The 19,089-nt window shown below is 47.7% G+C and carries 26 protein-coding genes and 2 pseudogenes; 4 read left to right on the forward strand and 24 right to left on the reverse strand.

What is annotated here, in order from left to right; translation table 11 throughout:
- The 3 genes and pseudogenes from VY86_RS07345 to VY86_RS07355 all read right to left on the reverse strand — a co-directional run bounded on the left by VY86_RS07345 (nucleotide 1) and on the right by VY86_RS07355 (nucleotide 2,063).
- A complete protein-coding gene (locus VY86_RS07345; RefSeq protein ID WP_046974464.1) occupies nucleotides 1–318 on the reverse strand; it encodes a phage tail assembly protein in 318 nt (105 codons plus the stop codon).
- A gap of 45 nt (nucleotides 319–363) precedes the next feature.
- Nucleotides 364–879, reverse strand: coding sequence for a phage major tail tube protein (locus VY86_RS07350; RefSeq protein ID WP_046974465.1), 516 nt, complete (start codon nucleotides 877–879; stop codon nucleotides 364–366).
- Between the two features lie 10 nt (nucleotides 880–889).
- A pseudogene (locus VY86_RS07355) lies at nucleotides 890–2,063 on the reverse strand (phage tail sheath protein).
- A gap of 278 nt (nucleotides 2,064–2,341) precedes the next feature.
- On the opposite strand from VY86_RS07355, the gene VY86_RS07360 reads away from it, so the two are divergent.
- Both VY86_RS07360 and VY86_RS07365 read left to right on the forward strand, forming a co-directional pair.
- Nucleotides 2,342–2,659, forward strand: a complete 318-nt coding sequence (locus tag VY86_RS07360; protein WP_158020019.1) for a type II toxin-antitoxin system RelE/ParE family toxin — start codon at nucleotides 2,342–2,344, stop codon at nucleotides 2,657–2,659.
- Nucleotides 2,656–2,994: a helix-turn-helix domain-containing protein gene (locus VY86_RS07365; RefSeq protein WP_046974467.1), complete on the forward strand. Its 339-nt coding sequence runs from the start codon at nucleotides 2,656–2,658 to the stop codon at nucleotides 2,992–2,994. The genes VY86_RS07360 and VY86_RS07365 overlap by 4 nt, the downstream gene beginning before the upstream one ends.
- Nucleotides 2,995–3,392: 398 nt before the next feature.
- On the opposite strand, the gene VY86_RS07370 is transcribed toward VY86_RS07365, so the two are convergent.
- Nucleotides 3,393–3,641 (reverse strand): helix-turn-helix domain-containing protein, encoded by a 249-nt coding sequence (locus VY86_RS07370; protein WP_036844852.1) that lies wholly within the window; start codon nucleotides 3,639–3,641, stop codon nucleotides 3,393–3,395.
- A gap of 70 nt (nucleotides 3,642–3,711) precedes the next feature.
- Complete coding sequence (locus VY86_RS07375) at nucleotides 3,712–3,984, reverse strand: helix-turn-helix domain-containing protein (protein WP_046974468.1); 273 nt, start codon at nucleotides 3,982–3,984, stop codon at nucleotides 3,712–3,714.
- 104 nt (nucleotides 3,985–4,088) lie between these two features.
- On the opposite strand from VY86_RS07375, the gene VY86_RS23145 reads away from it, so the two are divergent.
- A complete protein-coding gene (locus VY86_RS23145) occupies nucleotides 4,089–4,346 on the forward strand; it encodes a helix-turn-helix domain-containing protein (protein ID WP_071880994.1) in 258 nt (85 codons plus the stop codon).
- A 100-nt stretch (nucleotides 4,347–4,446) separates the two neighbouring features.
- Here VY86_RS23145 and VY86_RS07380 read toward each other — a convergent pair whose 3' ends face one another.
- The 17 genes from VY86_RS07380 to VY86_RS07455 form a co-directional block, all read right to left on the reverse strand.
- A complete protein-coding gene (locus tag VY86_RS07380) occupies nucleotides 4,447–4,899 on the reverse strand; it encodes a tail fiber assembly protein (RefSeq protein WP_046974469.1) in 453 nt (150 codons plus the stop codon).
- The gene (locus VY86_RS24015) at nucleotides 4,900–6,423 is read right to left on the reverse strand and encodes a phage tail protein (RefSeq protein ID WP_082111191.1); all 1,524 of its coding nucleotides are present in this window, start codon (nucleotides 6,421–6,423) and stop codon (nucleotides 4,900–4,902) included.
- Nucleotides 6,420–7,028 (reverse strand): phage tail protein I, encoded by a 609-nt coding sequence (locus VY86_RS07390; RefSeq protein WP_046974470.1) that lies wholly within the window; start codon nucleotides 7,026–7,028, stop codon nucleotides 6,420–6,422. Before VY86_RS07390 ends, VY86_RS24015 begins: the two co-directional genes overlap by 4 nt.
- The gene (locus tag VY86_RS07395) at nucleotides 7,021–7,929 is read right to left on the reverse strand and encodes a baseplate assembly protein (RefSeq protein ID WP_046974471.1); all 909 of its coding nucleotides are present in this window, start codon (nucleotides 7,927–7,929) and stop codon (nucleotides 7,021–7,023) included. Before VY86_RS07395 ends, VY86_RS07390 begins: the two co-directional genes overlap by 8 nt.
- A 2-nt stretch (nucleotides 7,930–7,931) precedes the next feature.
- Nucleotides 7,932–8,273 carry a GPW/gp25 family protein gene (locus tag VY86_RS07400; RefSeq protein WP_046974472.1) on the reverse strand — a complete coding sequence of 114 codons (342 nt, stop codon included), beginning with the start codon at nucleotides 8,271–8,273 and terminating at the stop codon, nucleotides 7,932–7,934.
- Entirely contained in the window at nucleotides 8,270–8,908 is a 639-nt protein-coding gene (locus VY86_RS07405) for a phage baseplate assembly protein V (RefSeq protein ID WP_046974473.1), read from the reverse strand. The genes VY86_RS07400 and VY86_RS07405 overlap by 4 nt, the downstream gene beginning before the upstream one ends.
- A 37-nt stretch (nucleotides 8,909–8,945) precedes the next feature.
- Complete coding sequence (locus VY86_RS07410; RefSeq protein ID WP_046974474.1) at nucleotides 8,946–9,611, reverse strand: phage virion morphogenesis protein; 666 nt, start codon at nucleotides 9,609–9,611, stop codon at nucleotides 8,946–8,948.
- Nucleotide 9,612: 1 nt separating this feature from the next.
- Complete coding sequence (locus VY86_RS07415; protein ID WP_046974475.1) at nucleotides 9,613–10,029, reverse strand: phage tail protein; 417 nt, start codon at nucleotides 10,027–10,029, stop codon at nucleotides 9,613–9,615.
- A gap of 7 nt (nucleotides 10,030–10,036) precedes the next feature.
- Nucleotides 10,037–10,198: an Rz1-like lysis system protein LysC gene (gene lysC, locus VY86_RS25715; protein ID WP_228939934.1), complete on the reverse strand. Its 162-nt coding sequence runs from the start codon at nucleotides 10,196–10,198 to the stop codon at nucleotides 10,037–10,039.
- Nucleotides 10,170–10,550 (reverse strand): DUF2570 family protein, encoded by a 381-nt coding sequence (locus tag VY86_RS25720; protein WP_046974476.1) that lies wholly within the window; start codon nucleotides 10,548–10,550, stop codon nucleotides 10,170–10,172. Before VY86_RS25720 ends, lysC begins: the two co-directional genes overlap by 29 nt.
- Nucleotides 10,547–10,942: a structural protein gene (locus VY86_RS07425; protein ID WP_046974477.1), complete on the reverse strand. Its 396-nt coding sequence runs from the start codon at nucleotides 10,940–10,942 to the stop codon at nucleotides 10,547–10,549. The genes VY86_RS25720 and VY86_RS07425 overlap by 4 nt, the downstream gene beginning before the upstream one ends.
- Nucleotides 10,935–11,258, reverse strand: a complete 324-nt coding sequence (locus tag VY86_RS07430) for a phage holin, lambda family (protein ID WP_046974478.1) — start codon at nucleotides 11,256–11,258, stop codon at nucleotides 10,935–10,937. Before VY86_RS07430 ends, VY86_RS07425 begins: the two co-directional genes overlap by 8 nt.
- 3 nt (nucleotides 11,259–11,261) lie before the next feature.
- Nucleotides 11,262–11,465 carry a tail protein X gene (locus tag VY86_RS07435; protein WP_046974479.1) on the reverse strand — a complete coding sequence of 68 codons (204 nt, stop codon included), beginning with the start codon at nucleotides 11,463–11,465 and terminating at the stop codon, nucleotides 11,262–11,264.
- Nucleotides 11,465–11,929 (reverse strand): head completion/stabilization protein, encoded by a 465-nt coding sequence (locus tag VY86_RS07440; protein WP_046974480.1) that lies wholly within the window; start codon nucleotides 11,927–11,929, stop codon nucleotides 11,465–11,467. Before VY86_RS07440 ends, VY86_RS07435 begins: the two co-directional genes overlap by 1 nt.
- Nucleotides 11,930–12,011: 82 nt before the next feature.
- Nucleotides 12,012–12,677 carry a phage terminase small subunit gene (gene gpM / locus VY86_RS07445; RefSeq protein ID WP_046974481.1) on the reverse strand — a complete coding sequence of 222 codons (666 nt, stop codon included), beginning with the start codon at nucleotides 12,675–12,677 and terminating at the stop codon, nucleotides 12,012–12,014.
- Nucleotides 12,677–13,780, reverse strand: a complete 1,104-nt coding sequence (locus tag VY86_RS07450) for a phage major capsid protein, P2 family (RefSeq protein ID WP_046974482.1) — start codon at nucleotides 13,778–13,780, stop codon at nucleotides 12,677–12,679. The genes gpM and VY86_RS07450 overlap by 1 nt, the downstream gene beginning before the upstream one ends.
- A 12-nt stretch (nucleotides 13,781–13,792) precedes the next feature.
- Nucleotides 13,793–14,629 (reverse strand): GPO family capsid scaffolding protein, encoded by an 837-nt coding sequence (locus VY86_RS07455; RefSeq protein ID WP_046974483.1) that lies wholly within the window; start codon nucleotides 14,627–14,629, stop codon nucleotides 13,793–13,795.
- Between the two features lie 143 nt (nucleotides 14,630–14,772).
- Here VY86_RS07455 and VY86_RS07460 point away from each other — a divergent pair.
- A pseudogene (locus VY86_RS07460) lies at nucleotides 14,773–16,425 on the forward strand (terminase ATPase subunit family protein); the annotation flags it as partial.
- Here the strand turns inward: VY86_RS07460 and VY86_RS07465 are convergent.
- On the reverse strand, nucleotides 16,376–18,274 hold the full coding sequence (locus VY86_RS07465; RefSeq protein WP_082111193.1) for a replication endonuclease: 1,899 nt from the start codon (nucleotides 18,272–18,274) through the stop codon (nucleotides 16,376–16,378). The pseudogene VY86_RS07460 and the gene VY86_RS07465 sit on opposite strands and share 50 nt — an antisense overlap.
- Complete coding sequence (locus tag VY86_RS07470; RefSeq protein ID WP_046974485.1) at nucleotides 18,271–19,086, reverse strand: DNA adenine methylase; 816 nt, start codon at nucleotides 19,084–19,086, stop codon at nucleotides 18,271–18,273. Before VY86_RS07470 ends, VY86_RS07465 begins: the two co-directional genes overlap by 4 nt.
- Nucleotides 19,087–19,089 lie beyond the last annotated feature (3 nt).

Here is a 19,089-nt window from a genome sequence, read left to right on the forward strand (position 1 = left end):
TTATTGATGCTGGAAATCGGACTTCACCGACTTCGGCAACAAAAAATTAACCACCTCAATGCAGAGGTTAATCAGATCGCCGGGCGACATCAGCAACAAATCATTTTTAGTCAGTGCTGGCGCGGTGACACGAGGCAAAACCAACATCATAGAATCGACGTCCATTTCCATCAGGGCCTGCAAACGAGCACCACGCAGTGCGCCACTGTTGGGCTTACGCACAACGACGTCGCTGATAGTGGTTGCACCACGAGTAATAGGTTCTTCCAGTGTCACTGTAGCGTGTTCCTGCTGGGCAACAGGGGTTTGTTCAATCATGGTGAATGTTCCTATGGTGATTTATAGATGATAAGCGTTCAATTGTTACAAACCGATGGCGCGTCGGTGGGCTTCCAGACGGTCAGCACCACCAACGATTTCCACCATATTAACGGTGTCGATTTCGATCAGGACTTCTCCGTCCCACGTCAGTTTGAAGTAGGTGTTTTTGGCGCTGACTTTGGTCTGGCTGTTATCGCCCTGTTTATAGCTGCCGTGGTCAAACTCCGAAAAGCGGCCACGCATCACGACTTCGACCGCAATCACTTCCCTGGTATCATCACGCTGAAAGGAGCCGTTAAAGCGCAGAGAAACACCGTCCACTTTCTCAATGCCCCATTGGCGGTAAAGTTGGGCTTCCACGCCGACCAAGGTAAATTCGGTATCCAGTGCGCCATCATCCAGCCCCAAGTCCACCGAGGCGGTACCATTCATGCCACCGCCGCGATAGGCTTCGAGCTTACGGCTCAGTTTAGGAAGCGTCATTTCTTCCACAACACCGATGTAATTATTGCCATCATTGAATAAATTCAGATATTTGAGTTTACGAGGTAATGCCATGAGTAGCCCCTTAGCTGTTAATGCTGTTTGCGAAATTCATCAGGTACTGGTCAGTGATTCGCTGGTGCAACAGCAGGTTTTCCAATGGCGGGATCGGCGTGTAGTTGTAATCGATGAACAGCTTGCCCGCTTTCAGGGTGTCCTTGGTGTTAGCGCTTTCGTCATACCAACACTGGCCGTCAATCAGGTAACCATTGGATTTCAGTTCACGCAGCTTGGCATTAATACCTTCGATAATGTCGCGTACCAGTGAAGGTGTCAGTGGCTTGTCAATCGCCCACATATGCGCATCAGCCATCGTGTCGGCCAGTACCTGCGCCGTGCGTGTGTAACTTTCGAACTGAAACAGTGGATCATCCGAACAGGTGCGGGAACCCCAGAAGCGAAAACCGTCCTTGCGGATCAAGGTCGTAACGGCGCTCTGGTTAAGTAGGTTGGCATCGGTGGCAACATCTTGCAAATCCCAAAAAACATCGGCAGAAATCCCTGTCACACCATTAACACCAACGTTGGACAGGGTTTTATGCCAGCCAGTTTCCTCGTCGATTTTGGCACGCAGGCCCAACGCACGAGCAGTTGCGTATGCAATAGACTCGCTATTTTTGACCGTATCCCAACTGAGGAAGTCCGGCCAAATCAACATCAGTTCGCGCTGGTTAAAGTTGTTGCGGTAGTTGATAGCCTCTGAGATGGTCTTGCAGCCATAGGCGTTGACATAAGCCATTGCCCGCAATTTCTGGGCAATACCCGCGAGAGCCGCCGCAACAGGTTGGGTATCGTGACCGGGTATACCTAGAATGCGTGGTTTAACACCGAGCTGACCTTGTGCCGCAGGCAGCGCCTGCATTCCCATTTTTTTACCTTCGTCGGTAACACCGCCAATGATATTCGACGTGGTTTCGACTTCGGTTTCCCCTTTGAGCCACACGCACAACAACAGTCACGGGTTTGGACTGGTCGGCAATCGCTCGCAGAGCATGGGACAGTGTGCCCGTTTTTCCAGCCTTACTACTGGCAGTCAGAACGTCGGTTAACAAGACTGGCATGTTCAAGGGAAAAGTTTTGGTGTCAGCATCATCCGCTGTGCAGACTAGCCCGACAATAGCAGTGCTGACAGTGGTAATAGTGCGCGTGCCCTCGTTGATTTCCTGCACGCGGACACCATGATGATAATCTTGTGCCATAGCGAAAGACTCCCGTAATGATGATTTCGCTATGGTGATCGCTGTGACAATAAAATTCAGTTGATTGGGTAAGTATCAGGGATAGCACAAAGTGGAGGATATAAAAAGAGTATTAGAGATGTTCATCCTTGAGTAATCAAAAGACTCATGCCGCGCACGATAAATGAAGCGACAATTCTTGTAACTTTGCACAGAATTGTATAAAATTTTATACAATCAGGTAAGGAAGGGAAACTATGACGAAAATCAGGAGCGGTACAGAGAAAGAAATTGCCTGGATTGGCTCTTCTTATGAAGATTTGTTAGCCTTCCCTACAGATGCACGTAAAGACGCAGGCTATCAGCTTCATAGAATACAGCATGGAATAGATCCTGAAGATTGGAAACCCTTTTCTGACATCGGTTCTGGCGTAAAAGAAATACGGCTAAGAGACAATACAGGTATTTATCGTATTATGTATGTTGCTAAATTCGATGAAGCTATTTATGTATTGCATAGTTTTCAGAAAAAAACTCAACAAACGAGTAAACATGATAAGGATATCGCTAAAGTACGATACAACGCAGTTATCCAGCAGCGGAGAAATATCAAATGACCACTAAAATTGACACTGAAATTCGTAGGGTAACTCCAGCCGGGCATAATATATTTTCTGAGTTAGGTTTTACTGAGCAAGAGGCTCAGCAACTTCATGCAACCTCTTTACGAGAAATAGAAAACACATTGCAAATCAAAGAACGGTTAATGGAAGAAATTACTTTATGGATTGCAGATAAAAAAATGAAACAAACTGAAGTAGCAACGGTGTTGCACATTTCTCGACCAAGAGTATCTGATGTTGTGAATAAAAAGGTAAGTAAATTCACCATTGACGCATTGGTTAATATGTTAACCCGTATAGGAAAACCTGTTCAGATTACGGTAGGCTAAGACCCACACATAAAGGTGTTAGAGCAATTCAAAACAAGAGGCACCTAGAATGGGTGCTTCTTGGCATTTCACAAGATTCAACCTTTCGGTTCAATACCTCGTTCCCGTAGTTCTTTACGCAAAATCCGCTTAATCCATATAGCTGAAAAAGTCGACCTCATGACCTCATAAACCAGCACCCACGCCAACCTAGAGCGGAACGTTTATCTGCGCAAAAGGAGCGCAGATAGCCCCAATTGTAGTGTTAGCCGAGTAAAACGTGTATAGACACTGCACAACACGGAGTATAAAAAACAATTTCAGGGATATTAAAACCCTAATTGTTCTACCACATGATTAACTATGTGAATCCCTCTTTAGCTACGCTATCTGATGAAACTGGTATAGATAGAAAGTTATCAGCATATTGAGGAATATCTTCTTGGGATTCTTTTTATGAGAACACTTGGCTCTAATGATAACAAATGTGCTATATGAACAAATTCCACAACATCCAATCTTCTTTCACCATTCTCAACTTTCGCAATAAACGATTGAGGGCGATCTAGCGCTTGAGCTAAATTCTCTTGAGTGACTCCCTTTGCTATACGAGCCTCACGGAGTGCTTTGATAACTACTTGATATTCATCAGAGTAAATTGAAACCATATATTCAATCCTACTAAACATTTAGGATTAAATATCAATCGATTGTTGATTTATACCAAAATGGGATTTTTTATTTTATAAGCTCTGATCGTTTTAACTTGTTAGGTAGTTTTTTGAACAGTATTTTTCCTAAAATTAGTCCATGATCGACAGATAGCAAATGTGCTATATGCACAAATTCAACCACATCCAACCTTCTTTCACCATTTTCAATTTTAGCAATAAATGATTGAGGTCGATCTAAGGCTTGAGCCAAGCTCTTTTGAGTAATACCTTTTTCTATCCTAGCCTTACGAAGAGCGTTTATAACCAGTTGATATTCATATGAATAAATCGATGCCATTTCTTTAACCTTGATTAATATCCCAAAATCGAATATCAATCATTTACTTAAATATCCCAAAACAGGATAATTCATTGCGTTTGTTATATGGAGATATAAAGGAAATGAATAAAAAAGATTGGCATACCGCCGACATTATCGCTGCCTTACGTAAGCTCGGCACTACCTTAGCAGCAGTATCACGTAAGGAGGGACTTAGTTCATCTACGTTAACTAATGCTCTATCACGACCTTGGCCTAAAGGAGAATGGATTATTGCTAACAATCTCGGAGTACATCCCTCAGAAATTTGGCCAAGCCGATATTTTGATGAGAATGGACAACCTATTGAACGAGTTAGCCGAAATAATTCCTCAATGTGATTAATTCCCAACCAAATGGTCTAAGTTCGGTACAATATCGAACCTAGGCCATGTTAGCTGCTTAGACTGTCTAACTATTGGAGCTAGTTTATTGCAACCCTTATTCTATTACTCTGGGTTTTTCAGGCCAATGAATATCTGGTACTAAATTAACATCAACGCGGTTCAGTAATACCCGATATTTTTTCAAAGCGGCTAACAGCGATTTTTCCTCATCACTCGCCATCCCCAAATCTACCGCATCTTGTAACGGGGCTATCTGTTTACCTACCGTGAGCATAAGTTGCTGTTTCTTATGTTCTGCTTGTTGCTGCTGTTCCTGCCTAAGTTGTACCTTACCACTTTCTGATATTATCCATTTTTCACCATCATATTTATGATAAACGGACGGAGCACGTTCAATGAGTACTGGATAACCCTCTTTACTACTGACAATTGATAAACCGCGCGATTGCCCGGCGAGTAATTCATTGTGTTTTTCTGCTGTTATTTCAACGCATTCTTTATAAGCTTCATTATAAAAAGCGCATTCTTTTCTGGAGAAATAAACCATTTATACCCCCCAAAATAATATATGTACAACTCTGTCTGGATTCTCATTATTGTTAGGAGTGCCAGCTTGATATTCAAATGTCGATAGTGTTGCATTACGTACTAATGTGTGACCCGTTGATGTATTGATACTCGACATACTGGCAATATAGCCAAAAAACTTATTTTTAAAAGAAATTGGATAATTAACTTTTACCCATGATTGTTGACTGGATGCAACTTTAACCCATTGAATCATTATTCCCGTATCCCCGCATTGCCACCAACCATTTTCAGATTTTATCGCTGCATTTTGTAGCGCAAGGGTACCGCTTCGCTCTGGAGTTAATATATTGTAACGCCGCCGATTGCTCGGATCGTTGGAATAGATATGCAACAATTTTCCTTCTGAGCCGTTAATTCCTACCACATACCCATCTTTCGATTTGAAACGCAATTCAGGAAAGGGCGTTTTGCTATCAATCAGTAAACTACCAACAGTGGCGCTCTTATCGCTAGAAATATGCAAGAAAATATTATCACTCTCAGATTTAGCATAACTCCCCACATCCCCAGCACTTAAACTCAGATCCCCGGTCAACGCCTTACCGTTGATTTTCCGGTTGCTCGGTACTGCTCCTTTAGCCAATACCACCGTTTCCAACAAATTGAGGTTTTTCACAAAAGCATTTTTGTCAGGAATGTCAGCGCCGTTCCCCTTCCTGGACAATCGACTATTAGCATTGTCATTAGCATCAGTCGCATTCTGGTTTGCCGTGTTTGCCAGTATGTTGACTTCATTCACACGAGAATCGATTTCCCCTTTGGTATACGCCCCAATATCCCCCGCATTCAGTGAAATATCAGAGGAAAGCACCTTCCCGTTCACCTTACGACTAGCAGGCACACGGCCATTAGCGTTATTGTCCGCGACATTTGCCAAGTCATACGCCGCCTTAACCGCCTTCGGGGTTGCCGCGTAGGTTTCACTGCTGCTGTCTACCGCGCTGCTCAAAACAACGACACCTTTATCTTTTAGCGTAGCGTCAGGGTGGTTAGGGTTCTTCACATGAGTTTGAATCGACTCGTCCACATATTCCCGCGTTGCCAGCACCACGGAGGGATCAACTTTCAATGTTACTGTGTCAGTGCTGCTGACAATCAAGACCATACGAATAGTCTGTGTACGCCCAGCGCCTTCCTGTAACTGCGGTTTGTAAGTCTCCGCGCAGTTTCCGACGGCAATCAAAATGCCGTCTTTATCAAACAGGCCAATTTCCCGTATCCACCAACCGCCCTCGTTTTCGGGGATTACCTGCTCGGCAATAATCTGGTTAGTATTCTTGGGATCAACATTTAGCTCATTAATCGCCGCACGACGGCGTTCGTTAACCAGTTTAGTCTGTGCAGTATCTGGTGTCGGCAAGCTTCCGCCACCATCACCAACAGCCATATGGGTGATTTCAATCTTGGTACCCAACGCGGCGGCATTTGCCAGCTTATCCGCGCCCAATTGAGTTAACAGGGCAAAATATTTGGTCCTCATGACTCAATCCTCACATCATCAATAATATGCACTCCAGCCCCTACTACATCAGAGCCAGTGACAGTGATTAATTCCGGGATATAGGGGTAAACGGTTAATACATCACCGCTGTAACTGGTGACTGCGCAATAATTTTCGCCTCCGGTCTCCAACTGAATAGACATACCGACCAAATGCCGTGAAGCGGGTTTAGCATCAAAAATCAACCGCTCTAGTTCTTGATAAGTTTCCGCTGTGATACCGTTTTCCATGACACCAATATCCAACCGGAAAGTGCCGGGGGCATCATTAGTTTGCCACCATTCGATAACACGGATGAGATAACCGAATGGTTCCACCACACGGCGGATAGCGCCTATTGTTCCCTTATGCTGATGAACAAACATCGACGCCTTAATTGACTCGCGTTTAGTACTCTCCGACCAATCCATATCCCAGCGATCAACTGACCACGCCCACGCCAGATAGGGGAGCAATTTCACTGGACACCGCTCAGGACTCCACAAGTCACGAAGGAGAACCGGCACAGCTGACAGACTAGCGAGGGCTTCAGCGGCGGCTACTTCCAGCAGTGATGATCCGACTGGTAACAAGCGGTTATTCATCCGCTCCCCCAATCACTACCTGCGCACGTGTGCAAAAACTTGCTTGAGTTTTATCCAGAATCACATCCTGCGCCGGAGCTTTCAGGTGAACACGCTGAACACCTGGCATATGCAAGACAGCAAAAATGGCACTGCGCACGATATCGCGACCAATCCGGTGTTGCTCGGCAGTGTAACGCGCCAGTCTTTCACGCACAGCCTGCAATATCGGCTCATATTCCGGGGTTGGATACAGGTACAGCACGGCATCAATTTGATAATCGACAATCTCCACAGACTGTACGGTCAGGCGATCAGCCACGGGGCGAACGTCCTCATCATTCAGAGCAGTATTCACGACCGCAATCAATTCATCACTGGCCGCACCGCTCCCCTCACGTGACAAGATACTGACGGTGACACAGGCAGGCGCTGGGCTGATCACCGACGCATCGGCAACCCGCCCGTCAGCACTGCGCGCATGGTATTCATAGGACGCCACCGGGCCAGCGACGCTTAACCCCTCGAACGCTTGCGGAATGCATACCCGAAAATCAGCGTCAGATTCCAGCACCGCAGAGATCGGCGGTATGGCGAGATTATCAGCGGGCTGTAATACCAAACGCTGCACATTGTTATTCGCCCCCAGTTGGTCTAAATCGCTGCCTATGGCATACGCCACCATCGCCGCCCGCGCTGCTTCATTGATGCGCTGACGCAAGAGCAATTCCCGATAGGCGTTTTCCTGCAACAGTTTGGTGATGGGTTCGGATTCCAGCGCCAACGTACGGGTGATAGCATCGCGATGCTCTGGCGGATACAGTGAAATCAGTTTTTCTTTTCGCTCAGCCAGCAGGGTTTCGAAATCCAATAGTTCGACAACCTCCGGCGGCGGTAACTGACTAAGGTCGATGGGCGGCATGGTCACCCCACAGGCACAGAAAAAGCAACCGGGACATTGGATAGCCGATATTGGCCGCTGATATCAACAGTCATGTATCCGGCTTCACCCTGATTGATAGTGATAGCGGTCAGGGTAATGCGGGGTTCCCATCGCTGGATGGCGGTATAGCACGCAGCCATAATTTGCAGACGTAAAGCAGGATTTTGGGGCGCATCAATCAGTTCGGATAACAACGAACCATATTGGCGGCGAGTAATACGGCTACCCATCGGCGTTAGCAAGATATCGCTAACTGACTGGCGAACATGGGCGATATCGCTGATAGCCTCACCCGTCTGTCGATTCATACCAAGGTACATCATGATATGGGGACTCCCGATGTACTGTCACCGGAGCGCACACCGTGGTGTCGGTGCGAATCCACCACAATCCCGTTAGAACTGAATTCACCCCCTACATGGACGATATTGCCGCGCATAGTGCCGCTTTTTCGCACTTCCAGACTGCCCGTAGTCAGATGGTGGGTGCAAATGACGGTGGGTGTATCCAATGTGATCTGATTGCCGGCCACACAAGTGATTTCTGGTGCAGTAACATGTACGGAGGCCGACGCGGTGATCATGGCAGTCTTAATACCTGTGACAGTTAAGGTGCTGGTCTGCGGTTCATATTCCATCACGGCACCATCAGGAAAAGCGATACACACCGCTTCCGGTGATGCCGAAGGGGCCGGAAACTCATCAGAAAAAATCGCAGGCAGTATAAAAGCTGTGGTCAAGTCACCACCAAGGGATAGCAATAAAACCTGTTCATCAATACTGGGCGCCCACCATGTTCGGGAACTTCCCGCTCTGGATGTCAACCAGTGCAACCAGTCGGTTTCAAGATTGCCTGTCATAACCCGGCACATGCCCCGTGTAGTATCTACCTGGGTAATGACGCCGATTCGGATCAGATTGCGCAATCGGCGCAACAGTTCAGTTAATTGTGTGTTCATGCAGACAACAATGTCACCCCAAACCCTCACCTGCACGTCATGAGGTTTGTGTACTGACTGGCACACATCCGTGGATGAGATGGGAAAATATCTGGTCTTCGATATGTTGAATATCGCTCTGTGTCAGTCCCAAAAGTCGCCGCGATGGATATTTGGCTTCAATGTTTTTCCCTCTCATACGTTCCTTTAATCCGAACTGATGCACACGAGCAACCGCAGTGACTTTCGATGCGAAAAAGATAATGGCTTCCCGCTCACTGGCGGACAGACGTAAGTAACGCGCAGTAGCCAGTTTCTTAAACATGCGGGACTTTTTATTGGATTTTCGGGTACTTATCCGGTCGGTTTTGACGTCCAGAAAACGTTGGATATCGCGTTTGTAAAAAGTACGCTGCCCTTTACGCTCAGCATCATAACCGGTAATCGTTTCACCCTTCTTGCCCTTGCGGATTTGCCAATTTTTCAAGGTGCGAGGTTCACCGCGCCAGATAAATTTTATACCATGCTGTACAGTGCGGGTTTGTGCCTTGCGTTGGGTAAAACGGCTGCCGTCAGGGTTACGCTGGGATCGGATACGTTGCATTTGGCTCTGTCGTAAGTCCCGTGCGATATCACGGGCTAGCTGCTTTCGACTGGCGGGAGAAAGTTGATTCAACAGGGCGGTTAGTGCGGTATCCAAAGGCTGCAATGCGTCACCGTTCATCTCACCACCTGTCAAACGGGTTTTCAGGCTCAGGAACGGCGCACACCGTGCTAACCTGCCCTTGCTGGGTGACCAGTACACGCTCGGTCAGTTTCAGATCGATACTGATATCAGCGGTGTCATCATTGAGAATATTCACGTCAAAAGTAAAGCCGCTGCGGCGATTGTCAGGATGAGCGAAAATATCTGGCTGGTGCTCGCGTATCCAGTGCACGATAACCACCATGAGCACATCCTGATCATCGGGATAGGCTTCAATAATCAGGTTTAGCGTGTATTCATATTCGTAAGACAAGGAGAGTGCCATTGTCGCCAAAACGACGCCATCTTCAACAAACAAATGCAGGTATTCAGGGTTGTCGCGCAAGTAGGGGATCTTTTCTGTCAGGACTTTCCGCAAAGCGTTAGGCTTATTCATGTGTCACCTATCTAATCTGTTCTATTTGTCGAATGGCCTGTTTATCCAGATTGCACTGTTCAATAACCGCCAGTAACTGTGCATTCAGCAACAAGCTATCACCCCATGTCATTGTGTCGGATATGACCGGGGGCAGACAGTCAGCGAGCAGATGCATCGGAATCGGCATCAACGGTACCTGAACGTATTCGGTTCGCGTGCTGCTGCAACCGGACAACAGCCCTATCAGGAGCAGCACGACGGGCGCAATCATTACCGACAACAACAGTGTTGATAGCCGCCTGAATTTGTGCAGCATCCACGGCTGATCGCTTCCGATTTTCGTTATTAACCCGTGAGATATCATTGATTATCGTGATGGTCTGGAATGCGTTATCGGTAATGGTTTGCTGTTGCTCATACCGCTGGTTCAGCGTTTGGTATTCATCGCTTTTTTGCTGATACTCACCGTAATAGAACCAGAGCAGGCCAGACACTGCCACCAGCGTACTCAAGGTGAATATGTGCAGATTAAACCTCATAACAGCGCAAACGCCCGTTTAATGATCATATCGGCATATGGTTGCTGTCCGTTCTCCATTTGAATGATGGCGCAAACCAATCGAGTCATGATCACCGGATTATCAACATCAATCACCACGTTACAGGGAATACCCACCGTCCGGCTCATATATGCAATGTAATTTTCGGTATCATTTTCATTCGGGGGTGCCCAACGAGAAATTATCTGCCGGATACTGTTCAATCCGTATTTTCGTTCATAATTGCGGATAATCTTGATAATGGCCCGTATGCCGTATTCTGGTGATACAAATTGACAAAATGACGGGTCTGTTTGTGTGTCGTGTAATCCCAGCCATTTATCGCCGTGGCGGATATTGCCCGGATTATGGTTGCGAACACCTCTAGTCATGTGATTTGTCTCCCAAACGTTTATTGATTGCGCGAAGGGCAAATTCACGCAGTTTTTCAACACCAATAAAACCAATGGCACCCCCCAAAGCCGGTGAAACACTGCCGGGAATGCCAAACAGTTCCAACCCGCTGGAAACACCCCACGACAACGCGCCACATAGCAACGGTTCAACCCAGCGTTTTTTCCGTTCTACGCCGTCATAAATCAGGCGACCATAACAGATCAGTACAGCCAGTAAGGAGCCGGATATCTGCGGCCATGAATTTCTCAGGCCATTCAATAAATCGGCCCATAAATCCGGTTGTTTGTTCATTTTCTAATCCCATAATTGAATGACGGGCGTTACAGCAGCAGGCGTGATTTCAGGCAGTTCAATCTCGGTACCCTGCGGCAGGATGGCCCCAACATCGGCCAAACCGGGATTGGCTGCTAATACCCGTTCGGTGACTCCCTGTGTTCGTCCATAGTGACGCCAGCATAAGGAATCCACGGTGTCATACTGTTGTGCCCTTACCCGCATTAGATCAGCGCCACAATGACATGATCCCGCCCCTGTATCCGACACATCGCCCATTGCGCATCCCGCCACAGGTCATCAATGGTGATTTCCATTGCCTCAGCCTTTTTGCTGCCGGTCTGAGTAGTGTCGATATCGCGGTAACGTTCGATCAGGTTCGCCTTGGTCAGGCAAAACACCGCTCGACGATAGAGATAAACCAACTCACTCTCGCCATTGAGAGTATCGGCGGGAATGTCGGTCAGTGATGAGTATCCCTCATCGATATGGATCTGCCGCCAATGGTTCAGCTCGCGATTCACCTCAACAATGGCGTTGGAAATTGCTTGATGTAATCTCGGCGCAGTGACCGTACCATCTGTGCGCATCTCGTCACGGTAGCGACTGATCTCGATAACAGGAAAAAACGGGACACTGGTCATGGTGGCCTGTTTATCCGTTGCCGGTGCGGTTGAAATAAAGTCCATATTGCCCCCTGAATAGGTGGGCGGTGAACAGGGCGTTGAGACTTCGCCACCCCGTGCCGCCCCGGCGCGTTGGCACGTTCGGTTATGTGTTGTCGTGTTTCTGACTGCGGAGCGCTCTGGCAAGTTGCTCTAAGTCTTTTTTCACGCCAACATGATTATTCAGTTCTAAAGCCCTGCTCAGTGAACAATAAGCAGGCTGCGGCTGGTTGTTATCCCGCTGGCTGTAACCGAGCCATTTATATAACTCCGCCCTCACCTTATCGGGCATATCCTGATCGTGGGTGAGATTGGTCGCCCGTTCCAGCGTGGCAAGAGGCATCGGAGATTTAGCGGTATAGCAACGCTGGGCTGCTTCGGCGATCTCTTCTGTAACGGCACAGCCCGTTGTCCGCTCATGATTTTCGGGCATAGCGAGTCGGTGCTGTAACGCGTACTCGGCGATATCCAGCGCACCATCATAATCACCTGCATCAATGCGCCACAGCAGGACATACATCAGCACATCATCTTGATGACCTATCCCCCTGTGTAATACCCCAGTAATCCACGGCGCATATTTAGGCAAGATCTGCCTTTTGTGCTGCGCTTTGCGCTCCATAGACTGGATTTTTTTAAGGTGACGGCGGTCTTGCTCCAGCATCAGCAGCATCTGGTTATAACCACCGTGATTTTGCAGCGCGGGACTACTCAGTTGAGCGGCCTCGGTCGCCTGTAATCGCATTCGGTGACGCTGCCACGGGCTAGCCATTATGGTTCCTCAGTGTCGGCGTTGTGCTCAGATGCGCCATTATCTGGCTGCGGCAACGCTGCTTTTTTGCTGGCTGTCAACATCTCAATATTTTCAATCAGAGCCACACCGCGATAGTCTTCAACGACATACGCCTCATTGACTGATTCGTAGTTTTCAATGCGATCACGTTTGGGGTTATCCAGTACAGAACGTCGGCGGGTGCCTTCCTGATAATAGATAGACAGATTATCCAGACGGCTAATTAGCAATGCTTTGGGCGGGAAATACGGTACACGCACTGCGGGCAAATTACCGATACGTTTCTGGCTGATAATCACATCTGCCGCCATTTTTTCGGTGTTGGGCTGCGACTGATTGACCAACGGGAAATATTTGTCAGCCAGCAGTTCACGGCCACAGATGACCACCAGTTCCGTATCATCCTGATATTCTGGGTCGATAGCATTGTTGGCGGTATCTATCACCAATGCGTCAAGATTATTAAAATCTCCCCCATCTCCTACACGGATGGTTTCAGATATAACCTTACCGGCTTCGTCAGTGATATTGCTCATGACATGATCCGGTGCATCCTGTCGGATTTTTTCCAACCAGCCGATATTTACATCTTGCAATAGTGGATATTGAACGCGGTTTGAAGTTTTGGCGCGTTTAACCCCATTCCAGCCGATCATAATGCGGTCCAATGCCTGACGACGGATAATGACGTTACGGATACGTAACTGGAAATCTTGAAATTTCGCCCACAAGTCTAGTTTTTTGTAAGGAATGCTAGTATCAAAGTTGGTTTGTTCGCATTTGTATTCAATAGCGTTGAATCGGGTCGGATCGGAAGTTTCTCGCTCCTTACTGTCGGTGTCTGTCGTCCCTGCAATAGTTGAACCGATACCTAGCCCAATCGCTTCGCCCGACTGCTCGCTGACGGGAACCATGTTAATTTTTTGCAGAAAATCGGCACTTTGCTGGATTTCATCTTCCAACGTCTGGGCAACGGATGGATTGACTTCTACCTTGCCTGTAAATGCCGTGGCGTCCACACCGTAAATTTCACCCAGACGCATCAGAAAGGCGTTAAATTTAAATCGAGTTTCGTTCTTCATGGGGTTGTTCCATTAACAATTAGTCAGATGTTTACTGACTGGAGTGTCGGCGTTCGGCGATCCCAGCGAAACAGGTCGGTGTGTTTTCTGGCTGTCTTGCTGACTCAACTGAGTTTTTAAGTCACTAAGCTGGGTTTCAAGTTCGGTCTGCTTCTGTTTGATAGCAGCTATTTTGCCTATTTGTTGAGAAAGTGTGTTTACGGTTTCCACCGTGGCCTGCTGCTCTTGGGCACACAGTTCGACGGCCCGATGGATATCGGTAAAACGAGTATCATCACTCTGCTGCTTTTTCTGGAAGAACGTCTGTACACAGGAAAAGAGAGAGATTTTTTCGGTTTCCTCTGACAAATCAATAAATTCGAGCAAAGTTTCTTCCGCGGCAGTAAAAACATTGTTCGGGTGCTGCTTGCGTGAATTCAGCGGGTTATTGGTCGCATTAGCGCTAAACTGCAACATTTCAGTGCCAAGGCTCGCCGGACTGTCAGTAACGGCCAATCCCACCAGATACGCCCCGCCGAAGTCAGCAAAATCCAGGTTGATTTCGGCGGAGGTGTAAACCTTTTGACGCTTACGGTTCATTTCCACCAGATCATCGGTGGGTAAAAGTATCCCATACAGCCCCAGCTTGCCCGCCAGCGCACCGTCCTTGATTTCTTCGGTAAAAACCGATTCCACATCGCCAAAGCGCGGACTCCACGAAAAATTGTAATGTTCCATGTTGATACGCGCACCGTAGGTCTGCGGGTCATAGTTGGCGGCAATCTGTGTCAGCCATTCGCGCTGAACCTTGCGCCCGTCTGTGGTTGCACCTTCCACACAGATTCGAAAGGGTTTGGATTTCTTCGGCATTGTAAGCCCCCGATTATCAATGAATCAGTCATGGCCTACTAGTTTGTATCGTCATGTCGAGGAAACAATAAAATGCGGTTGTGTCTGGGCTGGCACACAGGCCAGACACAGAGAAATGACGGACGGGTCTGTAGTCTGGTGGCATGAAAACAACGCCCGATTTTGATCCCCGTAAGCACGCAATGCACCTGTATTTTAACGGGTACCGGATCGCACGGATTGCGGAAATGCTCAACGAGAAAGCATCAACTATCCATAGCTGGAAACGTCGCGACAAATGGGATGAGGTGACCTCGTTTGAACGAGTCGAGTTATCTCTTGAAGCACGGTTATGTCAGCTTATCGCCAAGGAGCAAAAAGAAGGCAAGGACTTTAAGGAAATTGACCTGCTGCACCGTCAGTTAGAACGACAAGCGCGGATCAGGAAATACAGCCGCGGCGGTAATGAAGCCGATCTGAACCCCAAAATTGCTAACCGCAACAAAGGTGAGCGCCGGCCACCGGAAAAGAACGTGTTCAGTGAAGAACAAGTCAAAAAGCTGGAAGACATTTTCCGCTCGACCCTATTCGATTATCAACATGATTGGTATCACGCCGGATTAGCGCATCGTATCCGCAATATCCTGAAATCCCGCCAAATTGGTGCGACATTCTTTTTTGCCCGTGAAGCCCTGATCGATGCGTTGACTACCGGACGCAATCAGATATTTCTCTCTGCCAGTAAAGCGCAGGCCCACGTATTCAAGCAGTATATCCTGGAAATGGCGCGGGAAGTGGACGCCGAACTAAAAGGCGATCCGATCACCCTGAATAATGGTGCCACCCTGTATTTTCTCGGTACCAATGCCCGCACCGCGCAAAGCTATCACGGCAATCTCTATCTGGATGAATATTTCTGGATTCCGAAGTTTCAGGAACTGCGTAAGGTAGCATCCGGTATGGCGATGCACAAAAAATGGCACCAGACTTACTTTTCTACACCGTCCAGCTTAACCCACAGCGCGTACCCGTACTGGTCAGGTAAACTGTTTAACCGTGGCCGCGCCAAGGCCAATCGCATTGACATTGATATTAGCCATCAAGCATTAGCCAGCGGCCTACGATGTGCCGATGGTCAGTGGCGGCAGATTGTCACGGTTGAAGATGCAGTCAGAGGCGGCTGTAACCTGTTTGATATTGACCAGTTACGGCTGGAATATAGCCCGGACGAGTACCAGAACCTGCTGATGTGTGAATTTATGGACGATATCGAATCCATTTTCTCACTGCAACTGATGCAGGGTTGCATGGTCGATAGCTGGGAAATCTGGGACGATGTGCAACCCCTGATGCTACGCCCCTATGGTTATCACCCTGTCTGGATCGGTTATGATCCCGCCAAAGGTGGCGAGAATGGCGACAGTGCCGGTTGTGTCGTAGTCGCTCCACCGCGAGTACCGGGTGGCAAATTCCGCATCCTTGAACGTCATCAGTGGCGTGGCATGAACTTTCGCGCTCAGTCTGACGCCATCAAACGACTGACGGAACAGTACAACGTCGAATATATCGGCATTGACTCGACCGGCGTCGGGCATGGGGTTTACCAAAACGTCAAAGAATTTTTCCCGTCCGTGCGGGAATTTGTCTATAACCCCGCCGTTAAAAACGCGCTGGTACTTAAGGCATGGGACATTATCAACCATCGTCGGCTGGAGTTTGACGCCGGCCAGACCGACATTGCACAAAGTTTTATGGCTATCCGCCGTTCTACCACCGCCAGCGGCAACCGCCCGACCTATGAAGCCAGCCGCAGCAAGAGGCGGCAAAGCCGCCAGAAAACCCCAAACCCACGCCTTTAACATCAGCGTTAAATTTAGGAACAATGTTCCATTTAACAGTACGGGTAATAAAAGAAGAGGAATCGCCCAAACGGGGCGAGTAGACACCGGAAATACGCAACACATTTTCGCCGTAAGCATTGCCCTGTTCAGTGATTTCATAGGACAACCGCACGGTTAAATCTTTCCGTGCAACCAGAGGCCCACCCTGGAACTCGGTATAGGCGAACCAGTCCCCCACATCCGCAGCAAATCGAACATTATCCATATCTGCATCAGGCAAAATTTGCTCATCACCACTCAAACGACGCAATTCTCGCCAGACGGAAACAGGAGCACCGCCGATCTGCTGAAACTGCCGGATACGCCAACGACTGGCCCAGGCAGCAACAGACCGTGACATATCCTTAAGAAGTTGGCCTGTTTCCCCATCCTTTTCGCCATCTAGCGCGTAACCGTCGATATTCTTGGAAATGTACTTAGCGATATAGCCCGTAGCCGAACCTTTCGCCTTATCGATGGGCTTCACATGGAATCGTGCTTTTAGTGCTTTCTGCCCCTGTAATTCTTCTGAATCTTCCAACCGGGCGTAATAACACATGATGTCACGCATTTCATCGACATGTTCAGGACGCATAAACAGCAACATGTGCCAATGCGGCGTGCCATCATGGTGAGGTTCAACTACACGAAAACCGAAGGCGCTGATCCCCGCACGGGAATAAGCCGCCCTGATTTTCGCCCAGACGTTGCACAGATATTTTTGTGTATCACGGGGACTGGCCCCGTTCCAATTTGAAACAAAGCCACCGACACTGTGGACAGCGTGATACTTTGATGGCGCGGTGATGGTATAAAACTCACCGGCATAGCCGAGTTCGTCAGCCAGATTTTCAAAACCGCGCATTCTCACCATCAATTCACTACGGCGGACGGCGGGATTAGCCACACTACCGAGTACCATATCTTCCAGCGGTACCCTGTCGCCCTGTTCATTCTCAACATCAAACTGTTTGATAAAATCCCAATTGCGGCGCTTCTGTTCCAACCATTCACGCAGCGTACTACGGGAAACGTAGGGAGATGCCGATTTCTGCACTTGACCTACCGCAATAGCCATATGCTCGGCGCGAATATCACGCATTCTTTTCAAGCGGGCATACCACCATTTATCCGACATCATGCGCAGGAGGCCGGCACACAATTGATCGACTGTGGCACCTTCCCTGCCTTTGGTGAACTGCTGCCAGTAAGGGGCTGTTGTGCCGGCTTGTTGAGTCAGTTTTGCCAGTAACTCATAGATACGGATCAAACGTTTTCTAGCGTCTTGCTCACTCGCAGGTTGTTGATTGACATACTGAGCCGATGTGTTTTCGTAGTTCTCGACCATAAAATGGGAAATTCCCCAAGCAAGCTGTTTTATATCCTTACGCTCCAACGTAACCAATCGCTCTAACTGCTCAATAAAAGGGAATGGGGTAACGCCGGATACCTGATTCTTGAATTGATAGCGTTCAGTGACTTTATTCAGCCGTGGTAATACGTTCTCGCCAAACTGACGCAAAAACGTATTAGCACGGCGGCGATTACCCCCCGATTGGGTAAATATTTTTTTGTACCGGGCAGCAAAATAGAGCGCCAAAAAATCGGGCATATCACCGATAATTTTATGACGCCAGTCATAATCATCAGGGTTTACCTGCCACATGATCTGTTCAGCTAACGTTGACTCGCCGGGCAAACCGGGCTTGAACATCTCATATTGCAGGCGTTTTGACTGCTGGTAATCGCTGTTGTGCTCCTGCAACAAGTCGATTAACTCACTCATGCACTCGCCTCTAGCGTCGCAATAATTTCTATTACTGGCTGACGATTGCCATTGGCGGCAATGGTGCGTGGTGCTTCGATTTCATGGATAGTGAACCCCAAATCGGCATAAAGTTCTTTGGCTTCAATGGAGTTGGAAACTGTGACAGGAACGCCCAATAATTCATTGAGCTGTTTCAGAGAGGTAGCAAGCTCCTGATGGTCATTATGAAGAAAGCCATTTTTGCAATACTGCGTGAAATTAACGCCTTTGGTGAAATAAGGCGGATCGCAATAAACCACATCCCCAAAATCAACCAGTTGCAGTATTTCGCGCCAATCAGCACAATGAATAGAGGCAATCTTGGATTTCTCAGCAAACGCCAATATTTCTACTTCGGGAAAGTAAGGTTTTTTACAATTCCCAAAAGGCACATTGAATTCACCTTTTGAGTTATAACGACACAGGCCATTAAAGCAATGCCGGTTTAGAAATAAAAATACTGATGCGTGCCATATCTGCGATTTATACTTTTCATCATCAGAATTAAATAAAGCTCTCAGACAATAAAACCCATGCTCGATATTAAAATACGAAAACCAGTCTTGCGCAGAATTTATAAATCCATCACAATTCTCTTTGATGCACTGATACATATCAATTAAGTCGCTGTTAGCATCCGCAATTAAATACGCATCATATTGCGTATTCATCATTACAGAACATGAACCTGCGAATGGTTCAACCAATCGTTGACCTGCTGGCAAATAGGGCAGCAATTTATCCATAATGCGAACTTTGGAACCTGCCCATTTCAAAATAGTTTTATTCATCAA

It is taken from the genome of Photorhabdus thracensis (assembly GCF_001010285.1).
GTDB lineage: Bacteria > Pseudomonadota > Gammaproteobacteria > Enterobacterales > Enterobacteriaceae > Photorhabdus > Photorhabdus temperata.